Below are 25,663 nucleotides of genomic sequence, written 5' to 3' on the forward strand. Positions count from 1 at the left end.
GGCTCGGCGGGCGCGCACGCTTCGACATCGCCGCGTGACGGTGTCGCTGCACCATCACGGCGGCTCGGCATCAGGCCGGCGGCTCGGCGTCAGCCCGATCGTGTCATCCTTCACACTCGGACATCTGCGGCGCGCTCCGCGACAAGCGCCGTGAGGAACGCCCGTCGACAATGAGAAGACGACCAGCTTCTCGACTGTCGCTGGCCCGCGCCACGCTCGAAGGAGAGTCCCCGATGTCCGATTCCGCCGCTTCCGCAGCCGCTGCGCTGCTCGACCGCATCCAGGCGCCGGAAGGCGCAGGCCGGGACATCCCGGATGCCGCGACCCGTGAGGTCATCGGGCGCGCCCCCGTGGCGTCGGTCGACGACCTCGACGATGCGATCGCTCGCGCGAAGGCCGCCCAACCGGCCTGGGAGGCGCTCGGCCACGAGAAGCGGAGCGCACTTCTCCTCGCAGCTGCCGATGCCATCGACGCCAACGCCGAAGGCCTCGCCCACCTGCTCTCCCGGGAGCAGGGGAAGCCGCTCAACGGTCCCAACGCCCGCTTCGAGCTCGGCGCGTGTTCCGCCTGGCTGCGCACCAACGCCACCACGGCGATCGAGCCGCAGGTCCTCGTAGACGACGAGACCCTGCACGCCGAGCTCGTCTACAAGGCGGCCGGAGTCGTCGGTGCCATCGGCCCGTGGAACTGGCCGCTCATGATCAGCATCTGGCAGATCGGCCCCTCCCTGCGGATGGGCAACACCGTCGTCGCGAAGCCGAGCGAGTACACGCCCCTGAGCGTGCTCGCGATGATCGCCGTGATGAACGAGGTACTCCCGGCCGACGTCTTGATCGGAGTCTCCGGCGACCGCGAGGTCGGCGCGCGGCTCGCCTCTCACCCGGACATCGCGAAGATCATGTTCACCGGTTCGACCGCCACCGGACGCCGCATCATCGAGAGCTCGGCCGGCAACCTCGCTCGTCTGACGCTCGAGCTCGGCGGCAACGACGCCGGCATCGTGCTGCCCGGCACCGACGTCGCGGCCATCGCCGAAGACCTCTTCTGGGGTGCCTTCATCAACACCGGGCAGACCTGCGCCGCGATGAAGCGCCTGTACGTGCACGACTCCGTGTACGACGAGGTCGTCGACGCACTGGCATCGATCGCCGGCTCCATGCCGATGGGCAACGGACTCGACGAGAACAACGTGCTGGGGCCGCTGCAGAACCGCGCACAGTTCGACATCGTCAGCCGGCTCGTCGACGATGCCAGGCGTCGCGGTGCGCGCATCGTCACCGGCGGAGAGTCGGCCCCCGAACTCGGGGAGCTCTTCTACCGCCCCACCATCGTCGCCGACATCGACAACGACGCGGCGCTCGTGCAGGAAGAGCAGTTCGGTCCCGCACTGCCGGTGATCCGATACAGCGACATCGACGAGGCCTTCGCGCTGGCGAACTCCCTCGACGTGGGGCTGGGCGCCTCGGTCTGGTCGAGCGACCCGGAGGCGGCGCGTGTTGCGGCCTCCCGGATGCAGTCCGGCACCGTGTGGATCAACTCGCACGGCGGACTGCATCCGATGGTGCCGTTCGGCGGCGTGAAGAGTTCGGGCTACGGGCTGGAGTTCGGCGTCGAGGGGCTCAAGTCCGTCGCCGTCACCCAGGTCGTCTCGGGCCCCGGCCGGAAGGCCTGACCCGTGCGCTCTGCCATCGTCGTCGGAGCCGGGACCTCGGGAGCCATCGTCGCGCGTCGTCTCACGGACGCGGGCGTCGCAGTGACCCTCATCGAAGCCGGCGGGTACGACACCAACCCGGCCATCCACGACCCCTCCCGCGCGGGCGAACTCTGGCACTCCGCAGAGGACTGGGACTACTTCACCGTCCCCCAGACGCACGCGGGCGGCCGTCGGCTGCATCTGCCGCGCGGCAAGGTCACCGGGGGATCGCACGCCCTCAACGCCATGATCTGGGTGCGCGGAGCCGCTTCCGACTACGACGCGTGGGAGCGCGCCGGCGCACACGGCTGGGGCTGGGCCGAGGTCGAGCCCGTCTACGAGGCCATCGAGAACGACCTGCTGCCGGTCACTGACGACTACCCGCTCTCGCCGATCCAGGCCTCGATCATCGACGCCGCGGTGCAGGAAGGACTCACGCACAACCCGGACTACAACGCGGGCACACTCGACGGAGTCTCGCAGGAGCAGGTCACCATGCGCGACGGCCGCCGGGTCAACACCTGGACGGCGTACGCGCAGCCCGTCGCGGAGAAGCTGACGATCGTCACCGGACGCGAAGTCCATTCGGTCATCGTGCGCGACGGCCGCGCCGTCGGTGTGCGACTGGGGGAGGGGGAGGAGTCCGAAGAGGTCCTCGCGGACGAGGTCATCCTCTCGGCCGGTGCCATCGGGTCGCCCGTGATCCTGCTGCGCTCCGGCATCGGTCCGGCAGCCGACCTCACCGCGCTCGGCATCCCGGTCGTGCAGGACTCGCCCGGTGTCGGGCAGAACCTCCACGACCACCTCCTGTCGCCGGTGATCTTCACCACGCGGCGCCCGGTCGGGCCTCCGCAACCGGGAGTCTCCGTGACGCAGACGCACCTCTTCTGGCGCAGCCGCGACGACCTCGCCGAGCCCGACACGCAGCCGATCAACTTCTCGGTGCCCATGTGGGGCGAGCTCGAGCCCCGTGGCGACGACGGATTCACCCTCATGGCCGGCCTCGTGACGCCGCACAGCCGCGGCACTCTCCGACTCACCGGCGCGACGCTCGCGGACCTGCCGGCCATCGACCTGGCGGCGCTGGAGGACGACCGTGACGTGGCCTCACTGGCCGCATCCGTGCGGCAGTGCCGTCGGATCGGAGCACGCCCCGCCCTCGGTGAGGAGTGGGGCGCCGTCGAGGTGTACCCGGGCCCCGAGGTCTCCGACTCCGGAGTGGAGGACTGGGTGCGCCGCACCGCGATCACCTACCACCACCAGGTCGGCACCTGCCGCATGGGCACGGATGCGCAGGCCGTGGTCGATCCGCAACTGCGCGTGCGCGGCATCGCAGGGTTGCGAGTGATCGATGCTTCGGTCATGCCGACCGTGCCCACCGGCAACACCAACGCCCCTGCGGCGATGATCGGCGAGCGCGGCGCGCGTTTCGTGCTCGAGGGCTGAGGTAAAAGGGCTGAGGTAAGAGGGCTGAGGGACGAGGGCTGACCCCGGACAGATCCGGTGTCGACGCCTCGTCCTCTCAGTCGCCGTGCACCCGACGTCCGGCGAACCAGGTCGAGATGACCTCGGTGCGCACGATGTCCTCGGCGGGGCCGGCGATCGCGTCACGGGCCAGCACGACGAAGTCCGCCGACTTGCCGGGGGTCAGCGAGCCGGTCTCGTCGCCGAGTCCCATCGCGGTCGCGGCGTTGATCGTGAAGACCTCCAACGCCTCCTCGGCGGTGATGGCCTGCTCGGGCCACAGGGTGCCGGGTGCGCGGCCGAGCGGATCGGCTCTCGTCACGAGACCCTGCAGACCTTCGAGGGTGTTCGGAGAATCGCTCACGGGCCAGTCCGAGCCGCCGGCGACGCGGGCTCCCGCGTCGATCAGTGCCCGGTTCGGCTGGGAATGCTCCGCGCGCTCGCCGAGAACCTCGGCCAGCGCCTGCGGGATCACACCCGGATACCAGATGAACGGCGAGATGTCGGCCGAGACGTCCAGAGCCTGCAGTCGCGGGATGTCCGACTCGGCCAGGAACTGCCCGTGCGCGATCTGGATGGGGGTGGTGAAGCCCTCGTCGCGCAGCTGCGCGGCCGCGTCGAGCACGAGACGTGCCGAGCCGTCGCCCGTGCAGTGCACCTTCGCGCCGAGACCTCGCCGCGCCACGGAGCGGAGCCACCCGATGAGCTCGTCCAGGGTCATGGTGGTCTCGCCGTGGAAGTGCGCGCCGTGCGCGGCGTCCGCGAGATACGGCTCGAGGAACGACGCCGTGCGGGCGGGCGGGACACCGTCGAGGAAGATCTTCACGAAGTCCGGGCGGTGGTGCGCGGTGCGGAACTCCTCGCCGCGGTCGAGCAGCGGCTCGCCGATCGGGTCGAAACCGAAGATCTCGTCGTTGATCAGCAACGACGACACGACCCAGGCATCGAGCTCGTCGGCACGGTCGAGCGCAGCCAGGGCTTCGAGGATCTCGACGGACACGCCCGCATCCTGGAACGTCGTGATCCCGAACGAGTTGAGGATCTCGACGCCGCGGCGCGACGCGGCCGCGTGCTGTGCGGCGGTGAGGCCGCCGCTGCGGTCGTATGCCTCCTGCACCGGGATGCCCGCAGCCTCCAGCAGCACTCCTGTGGGGGTGCCGTCGTCGGGATCGAGCAGCGTGACGCCCGCCTCGGGGATGCTGTCCGCAGTGATCCCCGCGAGCTCCAGCGCCCGGCTGTTCGCCCACCGGTTGTGTCGTGAGTCCTCCATGAGGACCACCGGACGGCCCCCGGCCGCGTCATCGAGCAGCCGTCGGCTCGCGGTGTTCGCGAGCGACGGCAGCAACGTCGTGGCGACCGCTCCGCCCACGATCCACGCATCCGTCGGCAGGGTGGCCGCTTTCTCGCGCACCCGGTCGAGGATCTCGTCGCGCGTGAGCGAGGGTGCCAGCGACAGCTCGAACAGTTCGGTGCGCCCGGCGAGGGCATGGTGATTGTGCACATCGACGAAACCGGGGTACACCGCGGCGTCGCCGACGTCGAGCAGCTGCGTCCGGCGTCCGCGGAACGACTCGAGGTCAGCGCGCGACCCGACCGCGAGGATCCTGCCGTCGCGGACCGCGAAGGCCTCGACGATCGGGTTCGCCCGGTCGGCGGTGCGGATCACCGATCCGGTGACGATGAGGTCGGCGACGTCTTTCATGTCAGCGGTCTCCGAAGGTCGCGGGTTCGAGATCCGGCGTGTGCAGCGTGGTGGAGAGCAGCCGGCCGTGTGCACCGAAGGTGAAGTGCGTGGGCACCTCGCCGCTCTCGTCGAGGCCGAACAGCACGCCGTGCGAGCGGATCGCGTTGACGTCGCGATGATCGGCGATCGTCACCGAGGCGCACGGGATCACCTTCTCGCGCCAGGCGAACACGTAGATACCCGGCCGCACCTCCCAGACGCTGTTCTCGTCGGTGTCGGCGAGGCCGCGCTCGGGCCCGGCGAGGCACTGCCACGAGTACCAGCGCGGCGAGAGGTACACGTGCTCGTAGGCGTGCTCGGTGCTGTAGACCCATTCGACGCGGCGCCCGATGAGCGTCGTCGTCGGTGCAGCCTCGGCACCCGAGACCTCGGCGCCCTCGATCACGCCGGGGGCGAAGTGGTGCTGCACCCGGGTGCGCCCCTTCTCGGGCGCGGCGAGGATCTCGGAGATCACCGCGAGGGCACGACCGTGACGGAGGTCGAGGATCAGCGAGACGGCCTCGTTCGGCAGGTACCGGTGGTGGAACTGCACGAAATACAGGTCCGCATCGACTTCGAAGGCCTCGTAGTCGTCGGTGTCGGATGCCGCCTCGGTCGCGTCCTCTGCGCCCGGCTGGTACTCCCAGGTCACGGCGGCGTCGGTGAACCGGTGGACGATACGGGTGCCGCGGGCGTCGACGACCGTGATCTCGCGGCCGCTGAGGGCGGTGCTGTGCGGAGCCTTGTTGGCGTCGAAACCGGGGGCGAGGCCCTCCAGTGGCAGCCAGGTGGAGGTGTCGGCGGGGTTCAGCGTCGTCATGGTCTTCGTGGTTCCTTCTGTCGGTGGGGGCGGGAGGTCAGCGGTCGCTGAACTTCTCGAGGTCGGTGGCGAGGCCCTCGTACACGGCGGGCCTGGAGCGGCGGAGATAGGCGCCGTAGACGATGCCACCGATGAGGGCGAGCACCAGCAGCAGCGGCATCAGCCGGATCGCGAGCTCTTCGGACCCCGCCACGATGTTGAAGTTCACGATCGCGAGGACCGAGATCGCGGCGATACCGAGGAACCCGATGCCGGGGGCGATGAAGGTGCTCCACCACCGCGGATCCTGGCGGCGGCGGAAGTACACGACGATCGAGATGGCCGCGAGCCCCTGCAGGATCAGCACGCTCAGGGTGCCGAAGCCGAGCATCGCCGGCACGAGGGTGAGGATCGGATCGGCGCCGGCGATCGCGAAGATGATCGCGACGATGCCCGCGAACCCGGCCTGCACGATGCCGGCGAGCTGCGGGGCACCGTTCGCGCGGGTGCGAGCGAGTGCCTGCGGGAGGATCTTCGCGCGCCCCAGCGAGTAGAGGTAGCGGGTCGCCGAGTTGTGGAACGCCAGCATCGCCGCGAACAGGCTCACCAGGAGCAGGATCATCATCAGGGTCGTCAGCGGACCACCCAGGTACTGCTGCGAGATCGAGAAGATCAGGTCACCGGTCGGCAGATGTTCGAGGGCGGTGGCCTGCGCCTGGGAGACACCCGTCGCGCTGACGACCGCCCACGTGGTGACACCGAGGATCACGCCGATCGCGATGATCGAGGTGTAGGTGGCGCGCGGGATCGTGCGCAGCGGCTGCTTCGCCTCCTCGCTGAACAGCGCGGTCGCCTCGAAGCCGAGGAAGCCGGTCGCCGCCAGCAGCAGGCCGATGGGCAGCGACCCGGAGAACACGGCCTCGGGGCTGAAGGCCGCCAGGTCATAGCCGGTCTGCACGAGCACGGAGATGTCGAAGACGACCAGCATGAGCACCTCGAGCACCAGGCAGACGCCCAGAACCTTCGAGCTGAAGTCGACGCCGATCCGAGCGAGGACGAAGCACACCACGATCGACAGCAGTCCCCACACCAGCCAGTTCACGTCGAGACCGGTGAGGTCGCGGATGATCGTCTGCATGAAGAAACCGCTCGTGCCGATCGTGCCGACCACGAAGAAGTTGTAGCCCAGCGTGGCGATCAGACCCGCGATCAGGCCACCGGTGCGCCCGAGGCCCTTCACCACGAAGGCGTAGAAGCCGCCGGCATTGACCAGCTGCTTCGACATCTGCGCGTAGCCGATCGCGAAGAGCAGCAGGATCCCTGCCACCAGGAAGAACGACATGGGTGTGCCGCCGCCGTTGCCGAGGGCGATGGCCAGCGAGGCCACGACCACGATGCCGGTCAACGGTGCGACCGCGGCGAGGACGAGGAAGACGATTCCGGCGACGCCGAGGGCGCCAGGACGGAGGGAGGTGTGGTTCTGCGTCGTGGACGCAGATGTCGGGTCTGCCACGTCGGCTCCTTTGCTGGTGACGGCCGTGCGGACACGGCATCGACGACGAGGGGAATCGTCGATAGAGCGAGTCTGCTCGCGCCGCCGCAGCGGCGCTTGACCCTGAGCGAAGGACGGTGGTGTCACCGTGCACAGCCGCTCGGCGAGCGTTCGCGGTGCCGGTGAGGGGGTGGAGGATGACCGGGACGACACCGCCGTCCTCAGATCGCACCGCCCGGTGCCAGACGGCGTGCGGAGGACGAGATGGATCTGCAGCTGCAGGGGACGACGGCCCTCATCACGGGAGCGGCCGGCGGCATCGGCCGCGCCACCGCCCACGGGCTCGCTGCGGAGGGCGTCCGTGTCGCTCTGCTCGACAGGGACGGTGCGGCGCTGCACGACGTGGCCCGCGACTGCCCGGATGCGGTGGTCCTGGTGGCCGATGTCACGGACGAGGGCCAGGTGCAGGCCGCCGTGCACGCCGGGGTGGCGGCGCTGGGGAGGCTCGACGCGGTCGTCTGCTGCGCCGGTGTGTCCGGCCCGGTGGGGACGCCGATCGAGGAGACCAGTCTCGACATCTGGAATCGGGTGCTCGCCGTCAACGTGACGGGGTCGTTCCTGGTCCTGAAGCACGCCCTGGCGGCGCTGCGCGAAGCGGAGGCCGCCTCCGTGGTGATGCTCGCCAGTGACTCGGCCCTCGTCGCGTCGCCCGGCATGGTGCCGTACTGCACGTCGAAGGCGGCTCTGGTCCAGTTCGCTCGCGCGCTGTCCGTCGACCTCGCCGACACCCGTATCCGGGTGAACACGGTGGCCCCGTCGATCGTCGACACCCCGATGAGTCGGAGCGACCTCGGCGCTGCGGCCTTCGACGATCCGCCGTTCCCGGTGCAGAGCGCAGCGGAGGTCGCTGCCCACGTCGCGTACCTCGTGTCGCCTCGCACCAGGGCCGTCAACGGCACCAGCATCCTCAGCGACTTCGGGTACACCGCCCGTTCGGGATTCCCCGCCTGACGCGACCGCGTCGGGCAGCAACAGCGCACGCGCGCCAGAACACACAGGAGCACACATGGGAGCTGTGGTCGGATCGACCGTCTCGGGACGCGTCGTCGTCATCACCGGAGGAGGAACGGGCATCGGAGCCGCCATCGCCGAACGATACGCGGCCGAAGGTGCGCATGTCGTGGTCGTCGGGCGTCGCCCGGAGCCCCTGCATGAGGTCGAACGCGCGGTCGGGGCCCTGCCGATCATCGCGGATGCGGCCGATACCGCCTCCGCGAAGGCTGCCGTCGCCGACGTGCTCGCGCGGTTCGGGCGCATCGACGTGCTGGTCGCGAACGCGGGCGGCCACGGATTCTCGCCGGTGGGGGAGACCGACGACGAGAGCTGGGATGCGGCGATCCGCGCGAATCTCACCACGGCTTTCACGATGGCGAGGGAGGCACTGCCCGCGCTGATCGAGGCGAAGGGGCAGATCGTGATCGTGTCGTCGCTCGCGGGGCTCTTCGCCGGACCCTCCGTCGCCGGGTACACGGTCGGCAAGCACGCCCTGGTCGGGCTCACGCGCACTCTCGCGCGGGACTACGGCCGGCACGGCGTGCGCGTGAACGCCGTCTGCCCCGGGTGGGTGCAGACGCCGATGGCCGACGAGGAGATGGACGAGTTCGCCACGCACGCCGGTCTCGGCTCCCGCGAGGAGGCCTACGAGAAGGTCACCGCTGACGTGCCGCTGCGCCGTCCCGCCCGACCGGCCGAGATCGCCTCGGTCGTGCGGTTCCTCGGCTCGGGGGAGTCGTCGTACATCACGGGGGCGGTGATCGTCGCCGACGGCGGCTCGCACGTGGTCGACGTGCCGACCATCGCCTTCGATCACGCCGGGATGTGATCCGGCGCGCGGTCCGCGCTCATCCGCCGAGATAGGCGCGGTGCAGGAGGCCGGGGTCGGCTCGCAGGGCATCGGATGCCCCTTGGAACGACACCCGGCCTCCCGCCACGACCACGGCTTCCTGGGCGAGATCGAGGGCGAGCTGCGTGAACTGCTCGACGAGCAGCACGCCCACCCCGGAATCGGCGATCGACTTCACGATCGGCATCAGGCGCAGGAAAACGACGGGGGCGAGGCCCAGCGACATCTCGTCGATGAGCAGGATGCGCGGCTTCGCGGCGAACGCGCGCGCGAGCACCACCATCTGCTGCTCGCCGCCCGACAGCAGGGCTGTCGGCGCATCGATGCGCTTCTCGAGCTCGGGGAACTGCGCGAGGGCGGCGTCCAGCTCTCCGGGGGTGCGTGCGGTGAGGGAGATGTTCTCGCGCACGGTCAGCGAGGGGAAGACGGCGCGTCCCTGCTCGATGTGCACGATCCCGCGGCGGGCTCTCGCGACGCGGGACAGCCGGTCGATCGGCTCGCCGTCGAGGGTCATGCCGCCGGCGGAATGCGGGGTGACGCCGGAGATCGATTCGATCAGGCTCGTCTTGCCCGCGCCGTTCGGGCCCACCAGCGCCAGTACCTCGCCTCCGGTGACCCGCAGCGAGACGTCGGAGATCACGGGACCGGCGCCGCGACTGACGGTGACACCGTCCAGGACGAGTTCGCTCACTTCAACAGCTCCGTCTCTCCCATGTACGCCTTGACGACGTCGGGGTTCGCGAGGACCTCGGCCTGTGGTCCGCTGGCCAGCACGCGGCCGAAGTCCAGCACCGTGAGGGTCGGGCACACGGAGCGGACGAGATCGAGGTCGTGCTCGATGATGATGAGGGCGACGCCGTAGCGCGCAGGCAGCTCCCGCAGCCTCGCGGCGAGGGCGAGATGCTCGTCATGCGAGAGCCCGGCGGCGGGTTCGTCGAGGATCAGCAGACGGGGACGGGAGACGACGTTCGCGGCGACCTCCACGAGCCGGCGTGTGCCGACGTCGACGCTCGACAGGCGTGCACGCGCGGGCGGGCAGCCGAAGAACTCGAGCACCTCGTCGATGTCGGATGCGGCGAGCCGGCGCCGGGCCACGAACCGCACGTATGCGCCGACGGTGAGCGACGGCGGCACCCGGTCCTGCTGGAAGGTCCGGCGCAGACCGAGACGCGCGCGCCGCGTGGGGGAGAGGCCGACGAGGTCGCGGTCTCCCAGGAGCACGCGCCCCGTGTGCTTCGGGAGGAACCCGCTGATCGCATCGACGAACGTCGACTTCCCGGCTCCGTTCGGACCGATGAGTCCCATGATCGACGCGGCGGGAACCTGGAACGAGACGTCGTCGAGGGCCTTCAGGGTGCCGAACTGCACCGTCAGGCCGTCAACGGTGAGCACCGGCGTCCCGGCGAGCGCCGCCTCGTCGACCGTGGCCGTGGTCGTGGTGGTGATCACCGCGGCATCCGCTCCGGCGTCAGGGGGAAGCGCCGTCAGCGCGACGGTGGCGGCCTGGCGATCCGCGCGGCGCCAGATCAGGTTGCGGATGCCCTGGCCGAGGTTCGTGCCGCTGGTGAGCGCCTGCACACCGAGCACGCCGAAGACGACGAAGCCCCAGTCCTGCGGGATGCCCCAGCGTTTGAGGAGCTCGGGGACCAGCACCCACAGCAGGCCCCCGAAGATCGCCATGTCGATCAGGTGCGCGCCCGACATGATCGCGAGCACGTAGAGGGCCAGCGACTGCAGGGGTGTGAAGCTCGAGGCGAACGGGAGTTGCACCTGACCGGCGAGCAGCCCGCCGGAGATGCCGCCGAGGGCGGCCGAGACCGCGAATGCGGTGAGCTTCGCGGTCTGCACGCTCTGTCCGGCGGCGGCCGTGCCGCGCTCGGAGAACGCGACGGCCTTCCAGCTCGATCCCCACCGGCCGCGCTGCAGGAAGAACGCGCCGAGTGCGCAGACGGCGAGCACGACGATGGAGAGGAAGAAGAACTGCCGGTCGTTCGAGAACATCTCGGGACGCTCGATCGCCGTGCCCTGAGCCGAACCGGGGAACTGGATCTGCACGAGCGTCACGTCGGCGGCTGCCGCGAAGCCCAGGGTCACGACGGCGAGGTTCACACCGCGCAGCCGCAGAGCGGGGAGGCCGACGAGAATGCCGACGAGGCCCGCCGCCACCCCGCCGAGGACCAGCCAGACGATGAATCCGCCCGGCGCCTGCATCACGTTCAGCAGGGAGACGATCCAGGCCCCCACGGCGGCGAAGGTGAGTTGGCAGAGCGCGATCATCCCTGCGGAGCCGGTGACGATGCCGAGACCGAGGATGGCGATCGCGGCCGTGACGGCGCTGATCGCGAGGAAGACGAAGTACCCCGGCAGGGAGGCGCTGAGGATCGCACCCGCTCCGATACCGGCGAGAGCGACGGCGAACGGCCAGGTGATCCGGAACCAGGGACGGTCAGCGAGCGGCATCCCACACCTCCTTGCGCTGCGTCCAGAGCAACAGGACGACGATGAACAGGAACGGGAGGAAGTTGCGCACCAGCGCCACTTCGTCGATCTGGGCGACGAGACCACCGAGCACACCCAGGACGATCCCGCCGACGACGGCGAGGTCGAGTCGTCGGAAGCCGCCGAGCAGGGCTGCCGCCGCGGCCGGGACGATGAGCATCGCGAGGCTGGTCGCGTCGTTCGACTGCGAGGGGGCCACGATGATGATGGCCATCGCGCTGATCACACCCGTGACGAACCAGACGGCGATCGACAGCGGGCGCGAGCGGATGCCGAGGAGTTCTGCCGTGGTCGGGCGCTCCGAGAGCGCGCGCAGCTGCGTGCCGACCCTGGTGCGGCGCAGCACGAGGCGGACCACGATGGCGGTGATGATCGCCATCGCGACGGTCGCGACCGTGACCTGGCTGATCACCACGCCGCCGAACGAGAACGCCGGTCCGGCGATGATCGGCGTGAACGGCTGCGGCTTGTTGCCGAAGAGGATGAAAGACAGGGAGATGAGCAGCAGGAGGGGGCCGACGGTCATCGCCGAACGGGTGGTGGTGGAGGCCTCGGACAGCCAGGTCGCGGCGATGAACCCGATCGCTGCCGAGAGCAGCCCGGCCACCAGGACGCCGAGCACCGAGCCGAGCCAGATCGGCAGGTCGAGCTCGCGCACGAGCCACACCGCGGTGAAGGCCCCGAACATCCCGGTCGCGGCCTGGGCGAAGTTCACCACGCGCACGAGTCGGGACATCAGCGTCAGGCACACGCCGAGGACGGCATAGAGGCCGCCGGCGGCGAGACCGGCGATGGCGCCTTGCAGCATGAGGCGTCCTTTCTGTTCCGAGGGGGACCTGCCGCCGGTAATGCGCCCGGCGGCAGGCGAGGGGTGACTACTCGCCGATGCGGAGCCAGTCGTCGGCGACCTTCTCCCAGGCGTTCGTTCCGGACTCGAGGATGATCGGCCAGCCCGCGGTGTTCTGGGTGCCGAACGCGTAGGGCGTTCCGACCATCGGGTTCTCGATCGGCTCCATGCCCTTCAGCGCTTCCGAGACGGTCTCGCGGGTGATGTCGCCGTCCATCCCTTCGAGCACCTCGATGAAGTACGTCGCGGCGAGGTACCCGCCCTGGCTGAACGAGGTGAGCGGGATGTCGTTGGCCTCCATCAGCTCTCGCCAGTCGGCGTTGATCTCGCTGTCGTCGGTGAACGGGTAGAACTCCGCCGGCACGTAGATGCCCGCACCCGCGTCGTCGATCGCCTCGGCGAAGTTCTCGCTGTAGACGCTCGTCAGGTAGAGCCAGGTCACGTCGTCCCAGCCCTGGGCGTTCGCGGCCTTGACCTGTCCGATCGCGTCGGGCTCCACGGGATTGATCGCCAGGGCCTTGCAGCCCTGGTCGCGTGCCTTGACGATGTAGGGGGTGTAGTCGGAGGCGCCGTACGGGACGGTGTCGTCGACGTACTTCGGCTTCTTGCCGGTGATCTCGGTCCACTCGTCGATCGCGGCCTGGTAGGTGGGACGCGTGGAACCGGCGATCTCGAGCAGGATGCAGATGTCGTCGAGGCCGAGCACCTCGGATCCGTACTGCAGCGTGAGCGTCATGTCGTTGAACGGTCCGACGTTCGCGGGGGAGATGTTCTCGCTGTCGAAGCAGCCGGTGTCGACTCCGATGCCCGGCATCGAGAGGATGCCCTCCTGCTCGTAGTACTTGGCGTTGATCTCGCACTCGATGAGGCTGGCGGAGCCGACGAGCGCGACCGCGCCGTCGCTGCCGACAAGCTCGCGTGCGGAGGCGGTGGCCGTGGCCGGGTCGCCCTTGTCGTCCAGCATCTTGTAGTCGATCGTGCGGCCGTCGAGCCCGCCCGCCTCGTTGAAGGCCTCGAACACGGCGGCGGCGGCCTGCGAGGCCTCGGGGAAGGTCGCGGGACCGCTGATGGTGTTGACGGAGCCGACGACGATCGGGTCGCCGCTCCCACCGCCGGTTCCGCCGTCTCCACCGGCGCAGCCGGCGAGGGTGAGGGCTGCCACGGCGAGGAGCGCCGCGGTGCCGGATGCTCGTGTGTTCATGTGCTTCCTGCCTCTCGTGTTCGGGTGGTGCTGTGTTCGGGTGGTGCTGTGTTCGGGTGGTGCTGTGTTCGTCTGGTGCTGTGCGGGGTGTGCGGTGTTCAGGCGCGCATGGCGCGGTTGACGAGCTCCGTGTCGGTGATCTGCTCGAAGGCGACGACCTCGCCGCCGACGACCCGCCACACATGGGCGACGCGGGCGGCGAAGAAGCGCCCGGTCTGCGTGTAGGTGCCCGAGTAGGTGCCGATGGCCACCACGACGTCGCCGCCGTCGACGATCTCGTCGATCGCGACGGTGTAGTCGTCCCATTCCTCCTGGATACGGCGGAACACGTTCCGGGCGACGGCATCCGGGCCGATGTACGTTCCGGCGTACGGGAAGCCGGCAGCCTCGGTCCAGCGGATGTCGGTGGCGAACGGCGCGAGCATCCCGTCGAGGTCGCCGCGGTCGTTGGCGGCGTAGTGCTGGCGGATCAGGTCGGCGTTGCTCATGGGCTCTCCTCGGAGTGGGGGTGCGGCGAACGGTCAGACGGGCTGGGCGTCGGGGTAGGAGACGGCGCCCAGCGGGTAGATGTGGCCGCCGGCCCGCGAGTGCTCGGCGTCGCCCTCTCCGGTGAGTCCGAGGAAGATCCCCGTGGTCATCAACTGGTAGCCGAGGTCGTGCAGCCAGACGCTGGCCACCGCGATACGGAACTCGCGGAAGCAGAACAGGTACAGGCCGTCGGCGAACTTCCACACGGTCGACAGGTCCATGTCGCCGTGGCCGCGCTGCACGCCCTCGAGGCACTGCCAGGCATAGCGCCGGCTGGAGATGTACACGTGCTCGTAGAGGTGGTGCGGGCTGTACCGGTAGAGGTTGCGTTTGCCGATGAGGTCGCGGCTCGGACCGGGGGCGTCGCCGCTGACGGGCCCCGCATCGGTCGTCGCCGCCCAGAAGTCCTGGCCGACCTGAGGGGTGCCGTCGACGGCTTCGGGGGCGATGCGCGAACGGATGACGGTCGCCCGGTTCGTCGTCGTGGAGAACACCACGGTGACGGCCTCGCGCGGACGGCTCCGCATCGGGATGTTGACGAACACGACGTCGTCCCGCACTCGCACCGCGTCGTACGGGTCGGTGCCGGAGGCTCCGAGTCCGCTCCAGACGAGGGCGTCCTCGGAGAACTCCAGGGTCAGGGTCGAGTCGTCGTCGAGGGTGAGGGTGAGGGCGGTGCCGGCGAGGGGCGTGTTCGGCAGGCGGAAGGTGTCGATGCCCGCGGCGAACTCGTCGTACGTGCGCCATTCGTCCAGCGCCGGGTCGGTGGAGGTGTCGGTCATGAGGGTCCTGACGTCGCACGCGGCGGGGCCGCATCGCCCCGGGCACCGCGTCGTCGCGGTGCGCTTGCCTCATGCTGGTGGGGTGTTCCTCATCCCCTCAAGGGGGCGGCGGTCATCGCGCGCCGAGAGTCAACCGGCGTGCCCTCCCGGGCAAGCAACGTGCCGGTGCGCGGCAGACGGAGCGTCAGTTTTCCTGGCAGACGGAGCGTCAGTGCGCGGCGCGATACTCACTGGGTGAGACGCCGAAGGTCGACTTGAACGCGCGGCTGAAATGCGCGGCGTCGACGAAGCCCCAGCGTGCCGCGATGGCCGCGACCGGGCGGTCGGCGAGCATCGGGTCGAGCAGGTCGCGACGGCACTTCTCGAGGCGCCGTGTGCGGATCCAGGTCGACACGGTCACGCCCTGCTCCTGGAAGAGCCCGTGCAGGTGCCTGGTCGAGATGAAGTGCGCGGCGGCGATCGACGCGGGTCCGAGATCGGTCGACGCGAGGTTGCGGTCGATGTACGAGCGGATGCGCTGCACCAGCGCACGGTGCGGGTCGGCGGACACCTGATCGAGTCCGAGCTCGCGTGTGAAGACCGTCGTCACGAGGTCGAGCGCGCTGTGCGCGAGCCGGGCCCCCGTCGTGCCGGCCAGCTGATCGAGATTACCGGCGAGCTGCGTCAGATACGGCACGACCATGCTGCCGAGGCCTTCGTGACCGGAGATGCGCACGGCGGTGAGCTGCCCGACCATCTCGGCCGGGAGGCTGATGAGGTGCTTCGGGAACATCACGACCATCGTGCGGAAGTCGTCGTCGAACACGAGGGAGTACGGGCGGTCGGTGTCGTAGACCGCGAGGTCCCCCGCCTGGAGCACGGCCTCGCGATCGTCCTGGATCAGCAGGCCGGTGCCGGCGATCATCAGGCTGACCTTGAAATACGAACGGTCGCCGCGGGCGATGAGCTCGGGGGTGCGCTCGACGACATGCGACGTAGCGCGCACGTCGTTCACATGCACCTCGTCGACGGAGGCTCCGCGGATGATCCCTCGGAAGTGGTCGGGTCCGGCGGTCGTGACCTGCAGGGGCACGAAGGACTCCGAAACGGCGGCACGGAAGTCGCTGATGTTGCGCGCGACGAGCGTGGAAACCAATTCGGCGGGGGCGGCGGGTGCACCGTTCATGACTGATCACCTCGGGTGGTGGAACGACGACGTTGTATACGATCCGTTCCGTGATGCTATCACCGGGATCGGCCGTGCGGGACGACGTCTCGCAGATCAGTGCTCGCAGGTGCACGCGCCTGCGCCGCAGCAGCCGGTGGACGCGACCGCGTGCGCCTGCGTCGACTCGGGCACATCCATCGCGGGGTTCTGGTCGAGGAAGCCGTAGGGCTTGAACCAGAAGCCGGCGTAGTCGACGGGCATGATGGGCCAGTCCTCCGGGCGCGGGAAATGCGTCAGCCCGAACGTGTGCCACAGCACGATGTCCTCTCCGTCGATCGATCGATCGCCCGCGGTGTACTCCGGCAGGCCGGCGCCGCCCTGGTGGGCGTTGGGATAGCGACCGGCCGGCCAGATCTGCCCCTGTTCGTGCCGGGTGGCCCAGAGGTGCTTCGTGGCGAATGCGGCGCGCGCGGCGACGGAGGATGCGGGATCGGCCATGAGCAGAGCGGTCGGCTCCGGCACCAGGTGGTAGGCGGTCGGGCGCCCGACGCGGTTCGTGCGGGAGGCGCTCTGCACCTCCCAGACGCGGGCGACCGAGCTGTCCGCCTCGCGCTGTGCCTCCGCTTCGGTCGCGAGGGTCGTCTCGGTCCAGCTGAACGCGTTGCCGAAGGGGTTCTCCTGGCCCATCGGCACCCGTTGAGCGTCGACCTCGACCAGGCGGTTGTCCTCGCCATCGATCGCCACGTCGAGGCGTGCGCAGAAGAGGTGCTGGTGCACCGGGGCGAAGACGCCGGGGGCGAGTTCGGTCGCGTGCTTCTGGCGGACGCCCGGCTCGCCGGCCGCGGCGAACACGATGCCGGTCGCCTTCGCGACCACCTCGATCGATCCGTCCAGGGAGAAGTTCCAGTAGAAGCCGTAGTCGTAGTTGCCGATCGTGGAGAAGTACGACACCACGAAGCGGCGCGAGCGACGCACGTCGGCGCGGCCGGCGAGATCGGTGTGCTTCCAGAGGATGCCGTAGTCCTCCTCATGCATGCAGATCACATTCGGGATGCGCACAGGGTGACCGTGGTCGTCGGCGACGTAGCCGTCGAGGTAGCGGATGACGCCGAGGCAGTCGCAGCCGAGCTCGAGGTGGTTGGCGTTCTTTCCGAGCAGGTACTCACCGGCATCGAAGTAGCTGATCCAGAAGCGGCCGGGGGCGGTGTCGCCGTAGGGCACGACCATCTCCGGAACGCTGGCCCGACGGAGCACCGAGCGACCCTGGAAGCAGACGTCGTGCAGCACGAGGCCTTCGCGGGCGTTGAAGTCGACGCGCATCGACCAGCCTTCCCACTCGACGAGCGAGCCGGAGACCGTGAAGCTCGGACCCTCCGGCTGGCTGATCTCGATGGGCTTGAGCGAGGTGCGGGCGTCGCCCTGCGCCTCGGGGTAGTAGTTTCCATGGCCGGCGGGGACGGGCACGTCGCCATGGTCTTCGACGCGGATGACGCTGTTCGCCGTGAGGTCGATGTGCACGATGAGTCCCTCGACCGGGTGTGCCCACGGCGAGTCGTGTTCGTCGTAGCGGAGGAACGTGAGGGAGCGGATCACCCGACGCCCGACCTCATCGGCGCGTCCGGTGTAACCAGGGGCGAGCGGCCCGCAGAACGCGAGGTCCATGTGCGCGGCGAGGCCGCGGCGCGTCATCGCCGCCTGCCATTCGGGGGAGGCCTTCGCGATCGCTTCGGCGCGCTCGTACTCCTCGAACAGGTACTGCGGCTGGCCGTATGGCGGGGCGTCGTTCGGCACGCGCGCGGTGCGCAGGACCTCGCCTCGTGTGATCGACACGATGGCCTCGGTCGCGACGCCGGTCGCGGTGTCGAGCAGGGTCACATCGACGCGGCGATCGATCGGGGCGCCGGGCTGCCACGCGGCGAGCTCCTCCTTCGTGATCTCGTCGGGAAGCAGCATCGGCACGCGGGTGCTCTCCGTCAGGAGTCCTGCCGCATCGAGGACCGCGCGGGCGGCGGCGATCTCGTCGCCCGTCAGCGGATCATGCGGGTGCGCTGCGGCGATCTTCTCGATCGAGACGGGCTGCGGTGCGTGGTGGGACATCATCGACCTCACTATTTTCGAGCAACTGCTCAATAAACGGGTTGCGACGATGATACGACGGGTCGTCGGCGGTCCACAACCACCGATTCCCGGGGCGTCGAGAGCGGGGCTGGCGCGGGTTCAGGCGCGCCAGGGCGCGAGGATGCTGTCGAGCACGGCGAGGTGCGCGGCCGCGGGCTGGGGCTCGGTGACCTCGACGATCTGCTGCCCGTAGGTGATCGAGCGCAGCAGTGACAGCACGGCGTCCGTGGGGGTGCCGGTGCGCAGCTCGCGGTCGTGGACGGCCTCGTCGAGAGCGAGTCGGATGCTGCTCTGCCAGGTCGCGAGTGTGGGGGCTCCGGCGTCAGGGGTGGGGGCGAGGGTCGCCAGTCGTCCCCAGAAGCCGACGACCACGTGCGCCTCGGTGCGGGTGGTCTCATCGATCGGCAGCACTTCACGCATCAGCGCGTGGAGTCTCGCCAGTCCCCGCAGCCCCTCGGTGGCTGCGGCGATGCGGGCGTCAGTGCGGCGGGTGACCTCGGCGGCCGCGGCGCGCACGACCTCGTCGAAGCCCTCGAAGTAGTGCCAGAGTGACCCGGTGGCGACGCCGAGCTCCTTGGCGACGGCGCGTGAGGAGACGCTCTCGTGCCCGTCGCGGGCGGCCACGGCGAGCAGCGCCTCGGCGATCTGCCGGCGGCGCTCATCGTGGTCGACGATGCGGGGCACGTGCCCATCCTCTCGCATCATGACGAGGTCTAGCTATATTGAGCGATTGCTCAATATACTTCCCGGGTGGAACACCTCCTTCCCGCAGCACCGTGGCTGATGGCCGCAGCGGCGATCGTCTCGGCGGTCGCCTGCATCGCGGCGTGGCGCGTCGTGCCGTGGCAGGGACGGCAGGCGGCCCTCGTGATGGCCGCGGTGATGCTGTTCCTCGCCGTCACGGACGGCGACACCCTCACGGGGCTGATCCTCGGCGCCGTCCTCCTGCTTTCGGCGATGCTCGGCACCATGGGGGTGCGGGGCACGCCGTCGGCGGCCACGTGCTGCCACCGCGCCCTCGTGTCGCTCGTGATGGCCGCGTGCGCCTTCGAGAGCGCGTCGACGAACGCCACGGGAGCGACCGGCGCGTCGATGCAGGCGGCGGATGCGGGGCACGGCGGTCATGCACTGGACGGCGTCCTGTCGGTTCTGGTGCTGGTCGGGGTGGTGGGGGTCGTGGTGTGGACCGTCGTCGCCGAGTGGTTCGTGGCGCCGGTGCATCACGGCAGGACCGCACGACTGCTCACGACCGAGTCGTGGGCCATGGCCGTCGGTGTCGCTGCGATGTGCCTCGGGTTCTGATCGGCGAGGCCCGTCTCCGCTGGCCGGTGGCCGACGGGCTGCTACCGAGGCTCTGCGGCGGGGCGCACGAACACCCAGGCCGCGACGGCTGCCACGGCGGCGGCGATCGTCATGGTGACGGCCATGGTGAGGGCATTCGTGCCGCCGAGGCCCGCGGCGAGGGGCGCGAGCACCGGACCGAACAGGAACGTCGCCATGCCGAGCAGGGCCGAGGCCGTGCCGGCGCGTGCGCCGTGGTGGGCGAGTGCGAGCGTCTGGCCGTTGGGGCCACCCAGTCCGGAGCACAGCATGAATCCGATGAGCGCCCCGATGACTCCGGAGACCCCGGTGCCGGTCGAGGTCAGCACGAGCAGCAGGACGGTGGCGAGCAGCGTCGCCGTGATACCGCCGAGATACACGCGCAGGGGTCCCCAGCGGCGCACCACGAGCCGGCTGGTCTGGCTGCCGACGATGCTGGCCAGCGCCCCCGCCGCGAACGCGAGGCTGAAGGCCTGCGGGCTGAGGCCGAACTGATCCTGCAGCACGAACGACGACATCGACAGGTAGGTGAAGAACGCGACACCGCCTCCTGCCGCGGCGCACAGCACCGCCACGAAGAGGCGATCGCGCACGACGGCTGCGGTGTGCGACCGGAGCGCCACGGGGCCGGCGCCGTGCCGCCTCGACGGGGGCAGCGTCTCGGGCAGGGCGAACACCACGACGACGAGCAGGACGACCCCGACCGCGCTGAGCACGCCGAAGATGCCGCGCCAGTCCATGATCAGGGCCAGCTGGCCGCCGACGACCGGCGCGATGATCGGCGCCGTGCCGGACACGAGGAACAGCAGTGACAGCATCCGCGACAGCTCGGCACCCTCGAACTGGTCGCGGGCGATGGCCAGGCAGATCACGATGCCGGCCGAGCCCGCGAGCCCCTGCAGGAAACGGGAGATCAGCAGGAGCTCGATGTTCGGAGCGACGGCGCACACGAGGGAGAGCACCGCGAAAGCCGCTACTCCGACCATCAACGGCAGTCGTCGGCCGAGTCGATCGCTCAGCGGCCCTGCCACGAGCTGGCCGAGTCCGAGGCCGATCATGCACGCCGACATCGTCACCTGCGCGAGAGCCTCCGTCGTGCCGAGCGACGCGGCGAGCTGCGGCAGCTGCGGAAGGTACAGGTCCATCGACAGGGGCCCGAAGGCCTCCAGCATCCCCAGCACCAGCATCGCCCGCAGGGTGCTCATGCGCGGGCGGGCGGGCTCCTCAGAGGCGGGGAGGCTCATCCGCCGAGGCGCAGGATGCGGCGCAGCCAGCTCTCGCGGGCGGCGACGGCGGCCTTCGAGACCTCGGCATCGGGGGAGAACCCGGCGAACCCGTGATATCCGCCGGCCCATACGTGCAGTTCGGCTCGTCCCCCGGTCGCCCAGATGCGGAGAGCGTAGTCGACGGCCTCGTCGCGGAACGTCTCCGCGGCGCCCACCTCGATGAACGCGGGGGCGAGCCCTGAGAGGTCAGCGGCGCGCGCGGGCGCGGTGTACGGCGAGACGCGGTCGGTGAAGCGGTCCTCTCCGGCGATGGCGTCCCACGCGGTGTCGTTGTTGTTCCGATCCCACGCGCCGAAACCGTCGTACTGACGGCTGGATGCGGTCTCGTTGCGATCGTCGAGCATCGGACACCCGAGCAGCTGACCGGCCAGGCGTGGCCCGCCCCGATCCCGAGTGATCAGAGCGACCGCGGCCGAGAGGCCGCCACCGGCGGACATCCCCGAGGCGATGATGCGGTCGGGGTCGATGCCGAGTTCCTCGGCGTGCGCGGCCATCCACTCGAGCGCGGCGTAGCAGTCCTCCGCCTGGGCGGGGCCGGGGTGCTCGGGCGCCAGGCGATACTCGACGGCCACCCCGACGACGCCGTGCCGCTCGGCGAGGTCGATGAGCTCCGCCGTGCCGAAGAACCGGGTGCCCAGCACCATGCCACCACCGTGGATCGACAGCACGGCGGGGGCGGGGGCGGGCGCCGGCCGGGCGGGCCGTACGATCGTGATCTCGATGGCGGGAGCCCCGATGGGCCCGGGGATGGTCCGGTCCTCCCACGTGATCGCGCGGCCATCGGACTGCATGGCCATGGACGGGATGATCGTCGCGAAGTGGTCGCGGTTCGCGTGGATCGTGTCGGCACGCAGCGGGATGATCTCGACCATCTCGACGAACGCATCGAGTCCGGCGACGAGCTCCGAGTCGTAGGGGACAGGCAGCGGCGCGGTCATCGCGCGGCCCGCCAGATGCGACGCAGCCACGATGCGCGGGCCGCGAGAGCGGCGCGCGAGATCTCGGCGTCGGGCATGTACATGTCGAAGCCGTGCGCGCCACCTCCCCACACATGCAGCTCGGCCTGACCGCCGGTCGCCCAGATGCGCAGCGCGTACTCGGTGTCCTCATCGCGGAACGCCTCGGCCTCGCCGACCTCGATGAAGGCGGGTGGGAGTCCCGCCACATCGACGGCGCGGCTGGGGGCGGCGTAGGCGGGAGCATCCGGATGGAAGGCGAGGTCGTCGCCCAGCACGCACGACCACGCGAGCAGATTCATCTCGCGCTGCCAGGTTCCGATGCCGTCGTACTGAAGACTGGCGACCGTGGTGTTGGTGTTGTCGATCATCGGGCACAGCAGCAGCTGTCCGGCCATGACCGGACCCTGCCGGTCGCGGGCCAGGAGAGCCACGGCCGCCGTGAGACCTCCGCCCGCGCTGCCGCCGCCGACGACGATGCGCTCCGGATCGATGCCGAGCCCGGCAGCGTTCGCGTGCACCCAGACGAAGGCGGCATAGCAGTCCTCGACTCCGGCGGGGTAGGGGTTCTCGGGAGCGAGGCGGTACTCGACGTTGACCGCGACCACGCGGTGTTCGTCGACGATGTCGACCACGCGCCCCGTCTCCCACGAGCGGTGACCGACGATCATGCCCCCGCCGTGGATGTTCACGAAGGCGGGAAGCACCTCGTCGCGGGTGTCGGCCGGACGGAACACCGTGATCTCGATCTCGGGCGCTCCGGGAGGACCGGGGATGACGCGGTCCTCCCACTCGATGTCGCGCCCGGCGATGACCGAGTCGTTGTCCGGGAACATCCGGTCGACACCGTCGCGCGGAAGGGTGTCGCGAGTGAGGGGCGGCTGCGGATTCTTCGCGAGCTCATCGAGCACGGCCTGCACCTCGGGGTCGAAGGGCACGGGGGCGACGGTCGGGTGTCCGGCGGCGGTGGCGGTCATGGTTCTCCTGGAAGCGATGGGGGAGGCGGGTCAGGGGCCTTCGGGGTCGACGACCCCGCGGTCGGCCCAGAACGGCTCGACGAGGCGGCGCAGCTCCTCGATGCCGATGCGGTCGACCAGGGCTGCGGCGTCGAGATTCGCGCGCAGCTGGTCGATGCTCGATGCGCCGAACAGCGTGGTCGTGAGTGCCGGATGGGTGAGCGTGAACGCGATCCCGAGCTGCGCGGGTGAGACGTCGAGCGACGAGGCCAGGGCGGAGAAGGCGGGTACATCCGCGATGATCCGTTCCCGGATATCGCCGGGGTCGCGGCCGATCTGCCTGTCCCCGTTGATCTTGCCTGCGAGCACACCGCCCTCCAGGCAGTCGGAGGCCTGGAGCGTCAGCCCCTGATCCCACAGGCGTGCGAAGGGCGCGCCGTCGGGGATCGAGCGCCGGGAGACGCTGTATTTGAGCTGCGCGATCTGCGGCCCGGAGACGCCCTCCGCGGCGGCGATGTCGATCAGGGTCTGGATGCTCGACGCCGACCAGTTGTTCACACCCCAGGCGCGGATGAGTCCGGCCCCCTCGAGACGGGCGAGGTCGAGGACGAGGTCGCGCAGGGCGAGGTCGTCGCGGCGCAGGTCGCCGAGGATCACCAGGTCGGCGTGCTCGACGCCGACCCGCATCAGCGCGTTCTCGAGCTGCGGGCGGAACCCGTCATCGCCGAACGCCTCGAGCCACAGCTTCGACGAGAGCAGCCACTCGTCGCGCCGGAGCCCTGCGGCGCGCACCATCGCCGAGAAGATCACGTCGGTGAAGACGGGCGGCGCTCCCGGTGCGGAGTACACGCCGACGTCGAACAGGTTCACGCCGCGGTCGACGGCCTCCCGGAGCATCGTGACCGCGTCGCCGAAGTCCATCCGGTCATAGGTGTGCCAGGAGCCGAGGGAGAACAGCGAGGCGTCGATGCCGCTGCGGCCGATCTCGCGGCGGGGCAGGAGGGGAGTGGTCACGGGGTCCTCACCGTCTCGGGTCGATGACGGCCTTGACCTCATCGAGCTGGTGCATGTGGGCGATCTTCGCGGAGGCGTCGGCCAGGCCGACCGGGGCGCTGAACAGGTCGTCCCAGGGGAAGCGGTCGCCGAACGCGGTGAAGAAGTCGATCGCGCGGGAGTAGTCCGAGATGTCGCCGTTGAGCGAGCCGACCACGGTGAGCTCCTTGCCCATGATCGTGCTGAGCGGGAAGCCGTCGCCTGCGGGACCGGTGGACCCGACGATGGCGACCGTGCCGCGCTGTGCCGCCATCGCGATCGCGTCGGGTCCGACGCTCGGCGCGCCGGCGAAATCGAACACGTGGTCGGCTCCGCGGCCTCCGGTGAGCGCCATGACCTGTTCGACGACCGGGCCGTCGCGGAAGTCGACGACCGCGTCGGCGCCGAAGCGTCCGGCGAGTTCCAGGCGCGACGCGGGGGCGCCGATCGTGATGACCTGGCCGGCTCCCGAGATCTTCGCGACGGCCGTGGCGAAGATGCCGAGCGCGCCGGCGCCCTGCACGACCACGCGTGAGCCGGGCCGGATGCGCCCGGCCCGTTCGAAGGCCCGCAGCACGGTCTTGGCCGCGCACCCGGCCATCGACGCCCAGGTGTCCTTCACCGACGCCGGGAGCAGCAGTTTCGCCGCCCCCGGGGTCACGTAGGCATACTCCGAGAGTCCAGCGGTGGCGAAGGGATGCACGTCGGCCCGCTGCAGGAACCCGTAGCCGCGGCGGGAGCACGCGACGGGTTCGCGCAGCACCACGCATCCGTGGCACTCGCCGCAGGTCGACTCGGACCAGCCGATGCGGTCGCCGGGGGAGAGCGGGCGTCCCAGGGCGTCCTTCGTGTCGGGCCCCGTAGCGACGATCTCGCCGACCATCTCGTGTCCGAGCACCATCGGGAGCATGCCGGGGAAGCTCATCCGGCCCTCCCAGATCTCGATGTCGGTGCCGCACAGCGTGGTGCACGAGATGCGCACGAGGGCGGCGCCGGGCTCGATCTCGGCGGGGAGGGGAAGGTTCTGCAGAGTGAGCGGTTCGCCGTGCGCGGTGAGCACGGCGGCGCGGGTCGAAGTCGGAAGCCCGGGGGCGGGCGGCAGGTCGAGCGTGGGGAGGGACATGGTTCTCCAGACGGCGGTGTCGGTCAGACCAGGAGCTGTCCGCCGTCGACGGCGACGGAGACTCCGGTGATGTGGCTGGCGGCGTCGCTCGCGAGGAACAGCACGAGCGGCGTGATCTGGGAGACCTCGGCGATCGAGCCGAGGGGGATGCGCGACTCCCAGGCCGCGCGCGCCTGCGGGTTCGACGCGAAGTCGGCGGTCAGGGGCGTGAGCACAGGCCCGGGGGCGACCGCGTTCACGCGCACGCCCGCCGCGGCGAGCTCGATCGCGGACGTGCGGGTGAGGGCGTCGACCGCGGCCTTGGTCGCCTCGTAGTGGCCGAGGCCGGGGGTGGGCTGGCGGGCGCCGATCGAGGAGATGTTGACGATCGACCCGCGTCCCGCCTCGGCGAGCAGACCGCCGAAGACGCGGAGCATGAGGAAGGTGCCGCGCACGTTGACCCGCAGGGCCGCATCGACGACGTCGACCGGGACCTCCTGGAGGGTGCCGCCGCCGGCGACGATGCCCGCGTTGTTGACCAGGACGTCGAGTCCGCCGTCGGCGACGACCCGCTCGGCCGCGGCGCGCACGGAGGTCTCGTCGCTGATATCGAGCGTGAGGGCCGTCGCGCCGATCTCAGCAGCGACGGCGGCCGCGGCATCCGTGTTCACATCGCCGATGAAGACCTCGTCTCCGGCGTCCCGGAAGGCGGCGGCGATGCCGCGGCCGAGCCCGGATGCGCCTCCGGTGACCAGGATCCGGCGGGGAGATGCGGTCATGTTCGTCCTCACTGACGGCTGTTCTGACGGGATGT

Annotated in this window: 23 protein-coding genes; 5 read left to right on the forward strand and 18 right to left on the reverse strand. The window is 70.1% G+C overall.

The window, feature by feature from the left end:
• The first annotated feature begins 233 nt into the window (after positions 1-233).
• Together GZ64_RS0110870 and GZ64_RS0110875 are read left to right on the forward strand one after the other, a co-directional pair.
• Positions 234-1,673, forward strand: coding sequence for an aldehyde dehydrogenase family protein (locus GZ64_RS0110870; protein ID WP_029266530.1), 1,440 nt, complete (start codon positions 234-236; stop codon positions 1,671-1,673).
• A gap of 3 nt (positions 1,674-1,676) precedes the next feature.
• On the forward strand, positions 1,677-3,140 hold the full coding sequence (locus tag GZ64_RS0110875) for a GMC family oxidoreductase (protein WP_029266532.1): 1,464 nt from the start codon (positions 1,677-1,679) through the stop codon (positions 3,138-3,140).
• A 76-nt stretch (positions 3,141-3,216) separates the two neighbouring features.
• Here the strand turns inward: GZ64_RS0110875 and GZ64_RS0110880 are convergent, their stop codons facing one another.
• Genes GZ64_RS0110880 through GZ64_RS0110890 form a run of 3 tightly spaced genes read right to left on the reverse strand, consistent with a single transcriptional unit; the run spans position 3,217 to position 7,193 of the window.
• Positions 3,217-4,860 carry an amidohydrolase gene (locus GZ64_RS0110880; protein WP_029266534.1) on the reverse strand — a complete coding sequence of 548 codons (1,644 nt, stop codon included), beginning with the start codon at positions 4,858-4,860 and terminating at the stop codon, positions 3,217-3,219.
• Between the two features lies 1 nt (position 4,861).
• Positions 4,862-5,701 (reverse strand): molybdenum cofactor biosynthesis F family protein, encoded by an 840-nt coding sequence (locus GZ64_RS0110885; protein WP_029266536.1) that lies wholly within the window; start codon positions 5,699-5,701, stop codon positions 4,862-4,864.
• Positions 5,702-5,738: 37 nt separating this feature from the next.
• Complete coding sequence (locus GZ64_RS0110890; RefSeq protein ID WP_029266538.1) at positions 5,739-7,193, reverse strand: APC family permease; 1,455 nt, start codon at positions 7,191-7,193, stop codon at positions 5,739-5,741.
• Positions 7,194-7,436: 243 nt separating this feature from the next.
• Between GZ64_RS0110890 and GZ64_RS0110895 the strand changes: the two genes are divergently transcribed.
• Both GZ64_RS0110895 and GZ64_RS0110900 read left to right on the forward strand, forming a co-directional pair.
• On the forward strand, positions 7,437-8,183 hold the full coding sequence (locus GZ64_RS0110895) for an SDR family NAD(P)-dependent oxidoreductase (protein WP_029266541.1): 747 nt from the start codon (positions 7,437-7,439) through the stop codon (positions 8,181-8,183).
• A gap of 55 nt (positions 8,184-8,238) precedes the next feature.
• Positions 8,239-9,054 (forward strand): SDR family NAD(P)-dependent oxidoreductase, encoded by an 816-nt coding sequence (locus GZ64_RS0110900; protein ID WP_021200037.1) that lies wholly within the window; start codon positions 8,239-8,241, stop codon positions 9,052-9,054.
• A 19-nt stretch (positions 9,055-9,073) separates the two neighbouring features.
• Here GZ64_RS0110900 and GZ64_RS0110905 read toward each other — a convergent pair whose 3' ends face one another.
• From GZ64_RS0110905 to GZ64_RS0110945, 9 genes are all read right to left on the reverse strand, one after another.
• Complete coding sequence (locus GZ64_RS0110905; RefSeq protein WP_029266543.1) at positions 9,074-9,766, reverse strand: ABC transporter ATP-binding protein; 693 nt, start codon at positions 9,764-9,766, stop codon at positions 9,074-9,076.
• Complete coding sequence (locus tag GZ64_RS0110910) at positions 9,763-11,535, reverse strand: branched-chain amino acid ABC transporter ATP-binding protein/permease (protein ID WP_021200353.1); 1,773 nt, start codon at positions 11,533-11,535, stop codon at positions 9,763-9,765. The genes GZ64_RS0110905 and GZ64_RS0110910 overlap by 4 nt, the downstream gene beginning before the upstream one ends.
• Positions 11,522-12,382, reverse strand: a complete 861-nt coding sequence (locus tag GZ64_RS0110915; RefSeq protein ID WP_029260457.1) for a branched-chain amino acid ABC transporter permease — start codon at positions 12,380-12,382, stop codon at positions 11,522-11,524. Before GZ64_RS0110915 ends, GZ64_RS0110910 begins: the two co-directional genes overlap by 14 nt.
• Before the next feature lie 67 nt (positions 12,383-12,449).
• The gene (locus tag GZ64_RS0110920) at positions 12,450-13,622 is read right to left on the reverse strand and encodes an ABC transporter substrate-binding protein (RefSeq protein WP_029260456.1); all 1,173 of its coding nucleotides are present in this window, start codon (positions 13,620-13,622) and stop codon (positions 12,450-12,452) included.
• Positions 13,623-13,720: 98 nt separating this feature from the next.
• Positions 13,721-14,110 carry a nuclear transport factor 2 family protein gene (locus tag GZ64_RS0110925; protein WP_029260455.1) on the reverse strand — a complete coding sequence of 130 codons (390 nt, stop codon included), beginning with the start codon at positions 14,108-14,110 and terminating at the stop codon, positions 13,721-13,723.
• Between the two features lie 33 nt (positions 14,111-14,143).
• A complete protein-coding gene (locus GZ64_RS0110930; RefSeq protein WP_029266545.1) occupies positions 14,144-14,932 on the reverse strand; it encodes a MoaF C-terminal domain-containing protein in 789 nt (262 codons plus the stop codon).
• 208 nt (positions 14,933-15,140) lie between these two features.
• Positions 15,141-16,097 (reverse strand): helix-turn-helix domain-containing protein, encoded by a 957-nt coding sequence (locus GZ64_RS0110935; protein WP_029260453.1) that lies wholly within the window; start codon positions 16,095-16,097, stop codon positions 15,141-15,143.
• Between the two features lie 96 nt (positions 16,098-16,193).
• Positions 16,194-18,179: a primary-amine oxidase gene (locus tag GZ64_RS0110940; protein WP_029266547.1), complete on the reverse strand. Its 1,986-nt coding sequence runs from the start codon at positions 18,177-18,179 to the stop codon at positions 16,194-16,196.
• A gap of 117 nt (positions 18,180-18,296) precedes the next feature.
• Positions 18,297-18,881, reverse strand: a complete 585-nt coding sequence (locus GZ64_RS0110945; RefSeq protein WP_029266549.1) for a TetR/AcrR family transcriptional regulator — start codon at positions 18,879-18,881, stop codon at positions 18,297-18,299.
• A 66-nt stretch (positions 18,882-18,947) separates the two neighbouring features.
• Between GZ64_RS0110945 and GZ64_RS0110950 the strand changes: the two genes are divergently transcribed.
• A complete protein-coding gene (locus GZ64_RS0110950; protein WP_136025401.1) occupies positions 18,948-19,499 on the forward strand; it encodes a hypothetical protein in 552 nt (183 codons plus the stop codon).
• Positions 19,500-19,540: 41 nt separating this feature from the next.
• Here GZ64_RS0110950 and GZ64_RS0110955 read toward each other — a convergent pair whose 3' ends face one another.
• Genes GZ64_RS0110955 through GZ64_RS0110980 form a run of 6 tightly spaced genes read right to left on the reverse strand, consistent with a single transcriptional unit; the run spans position 19,541 to position 25,628 of the window.
• On the reverse strand, positions 19,541-20,761 hold the full coding sequence (locus GZ64_RS0110955; protein ID WP_231479873.1) for a multidrug effflux MFS transporter: 1,221 nt from the start codon (positions 20,759-20,761) through the stop codon (positions 19,541-19,543).
• Positions 20,758-21,741 carry an alpha/beta hydrolase gene (locus GZ64_RS0110960; RefSeq protein ID WP_029266552.1) on the reverse strand — a complete coding sequence of 328 codons (984 nt, stop codon included), beginning with the start codon at positions 21,739-21,741 and terminating at the stop codon, positions 20,758-20,760. Before GZ64_RS0110960 ends, GZ64_RS0110955 begins: the two co-directional genes overlap by 4 nt.
• On the reverse strand, positions 21,738-22,736 hold the full coding sequence (locus GZ64_RS0110965; RefSeq protein WP_029266554.1) for an alpha/beta hydrolase: 999 nt from the start codon (positions 22,734-22,736) through the stop codon (positions 21,738-21,740). Before GZ64_RS0110965 ends, GZ64_RS0110960 begins: the two co-directional genes overlap by 4 nt.
• Before the next feature lie 30 nt (positions 22,737-22,766).
• Positions 22,767-23,729, reverse strand: a complete 963-nt coding sequence (locus tag GZ64_RS0110970) for an aldo/keto reductase (RefSeq protein WP_029266555.1) — start codon at positions 23,727-23,729, stop codon at positions 22,767-22,769.
• Between the two features lie 7 nt (positions 23,730-23,736).
• A complete protein-coding gene (locus tag GZ64_RS0110975) occupies positions 23,737-24,870 on the reverse strand; it encodes a zinc-binding dehydrogenase (RefSeq protein WP_051667984.1) in 1,134 nt (377 codons plus the stop codon).
• 23 nt (positions 24,871-24,893) lie between these two features.
• Positions 24,894-25,628 (reverse strand): SDR family NAD(P)-dependent oxidoreductase, encoded by a 735-nt coding sequence (locus GZ64_RS0110980; protein WP_029266559.1) that lies wholly within the window; start codon positions 25,626-25,628, stop codon positions 24,894-24,896.
• Positions 25,629-25,663 lie beyond the last annotated feature (35 nt).

The sequence above is a fragment of the Microbacterium sp. Cr-K32 genome (assembly GCF_000708345.1).
Taxonomy (GTDB): Bacteria; Actinomycetota; Actinomycetes; order Actinomycetales; family Microbacteriaceae; genus Microbacterium; species Microbacterium maritypicum_A.

Excerpts from the sequence above, each read along its gene's own strand:
- GZ64_RS0110870 (WP_029266530.1), top strand. The coding sequence starts at position 234 with ATGTCCGATTCCGCCGCTTCCGCAGCCGCTGCGCTGCTCGACCGCATC.
- GZ64_RS0110880 (WP_029266534.1), bottom strand. The coding sequence starts at position 4,860 with ATGAAAGACGTCGCCGACCTCATCGTCACCGGATCGGTGATCCGCACC.
- GZ64_RS0110885 (WP_029266536.1), bottom strand. The coding sequence starts at position 5,701 with ATGACGACGCTGAACCCCGCCGACACCTCCACCTGGCTGCCACTGGAG.
- GZ64_RS0110895 (WP_029266541.1), top strand. The coding sequence starts at position 7,437 with ATGGATCTGCAGCTGCAGGGGACGACGGCCCTCATCACGGGAGCGGCC.
- GZ64_RS0110900 (WP_021200037.1), top strand. The coding sequence starts at position 8,239 with ATGGGAGCTGTGGTCGGATCGACCGTCTCGGGACGCGTCGTCGTCATC.
- GZ64_RS0110910 (WP_021200353.1), bottom strand. The coding sequence starts at position 11,535 with ATGCCGCTCGCTGACCGTCCCTGGTTCCGGATCACCTGGCCGTTCGCC.
- GZ64_RS0110915 (WP_029260457.1), bottom strand. The coding sequence starts at position 12,382 with ATGCTGCAAGGCGCCATCGCCGGTCTCGCCGCCGGCGGCCTCTATGCC.
- GZ64_RS0110920 (WP_029260456.1), bottom strand. The coding sequence starts at position 13,622 with ATGAACACACGAGCATCCGGCACCGCGGCGCTCCTCGCCGTGGCAGCC.
- GZ64_RS0110925 (WP_029260455.1), bottom strand. The coding sequence starts at position 14,110 with ATGAGCAACGCCGACCTGATCCGCCAGCACTACGCCGCCAACGACCGC.
- GZ64_RS0110930 (WP_029266545.1), bottom strand. The coding sequence starts at position 14,932 with ATGACCGACACCTCCACCGACCCGGCGCTGGACGAATGGCGCACGTAC.
- GZ64_RS0110935 (WP_029260453.1), bottom strand. The coding sequence starts at position 16,097 with ATGAACGGTGCACCCGCCGCCCCCGCCGAATTGGTTTCCACGCTCGTC.
- GZ64_RS0110940 (WP_029266547.1), bottom strand. The coding sequence starts at position 18,179 with ATGATGTCCCACCACGCACCGCAGCCCGTCTCGATCGAGAAGATCGCC.
- GZ64_RS0110955 (WP_231479873.1), bottom strand. The coding sequence starts at position 20,761 with ATGAGCCTCCCCGCCTCTGAGGAGCCCGCCCGCCCGCGCATGAGCACC.
- GZ64_RS0110960 (WP_029266552.1), bottom strand. The coding sequence starts at position 21,741 with ATGACCGCGCCGCTGCCTGTCCCCTACGACTCGGAGCTCGTCGCCGGA.
- GZ64_RS0110965 (WP_029266554.1), bottom strand. The coding sequence starts at position 22,736 with ATGACCGCCACCGCCGCCGGACACCCGACCGTCGCCCCCGTGCCCTTC.
- GZ64_RS0110975 (WP_051667984.1), bottom strand. The coding sequence starts at position 24,870 with ATGTCCCTCCCCACGCTCGACCTGCCGCCCGCCCCCGGGCTTCCGACT.
- GZ64_RS0110980 (WP_029266559.1), bottom strand. The coding sequence starts at position 25,628 with ATGACCGCATCTCCCCGCCGGATCCTGGTCACCGGAGGCGCATCCGGG.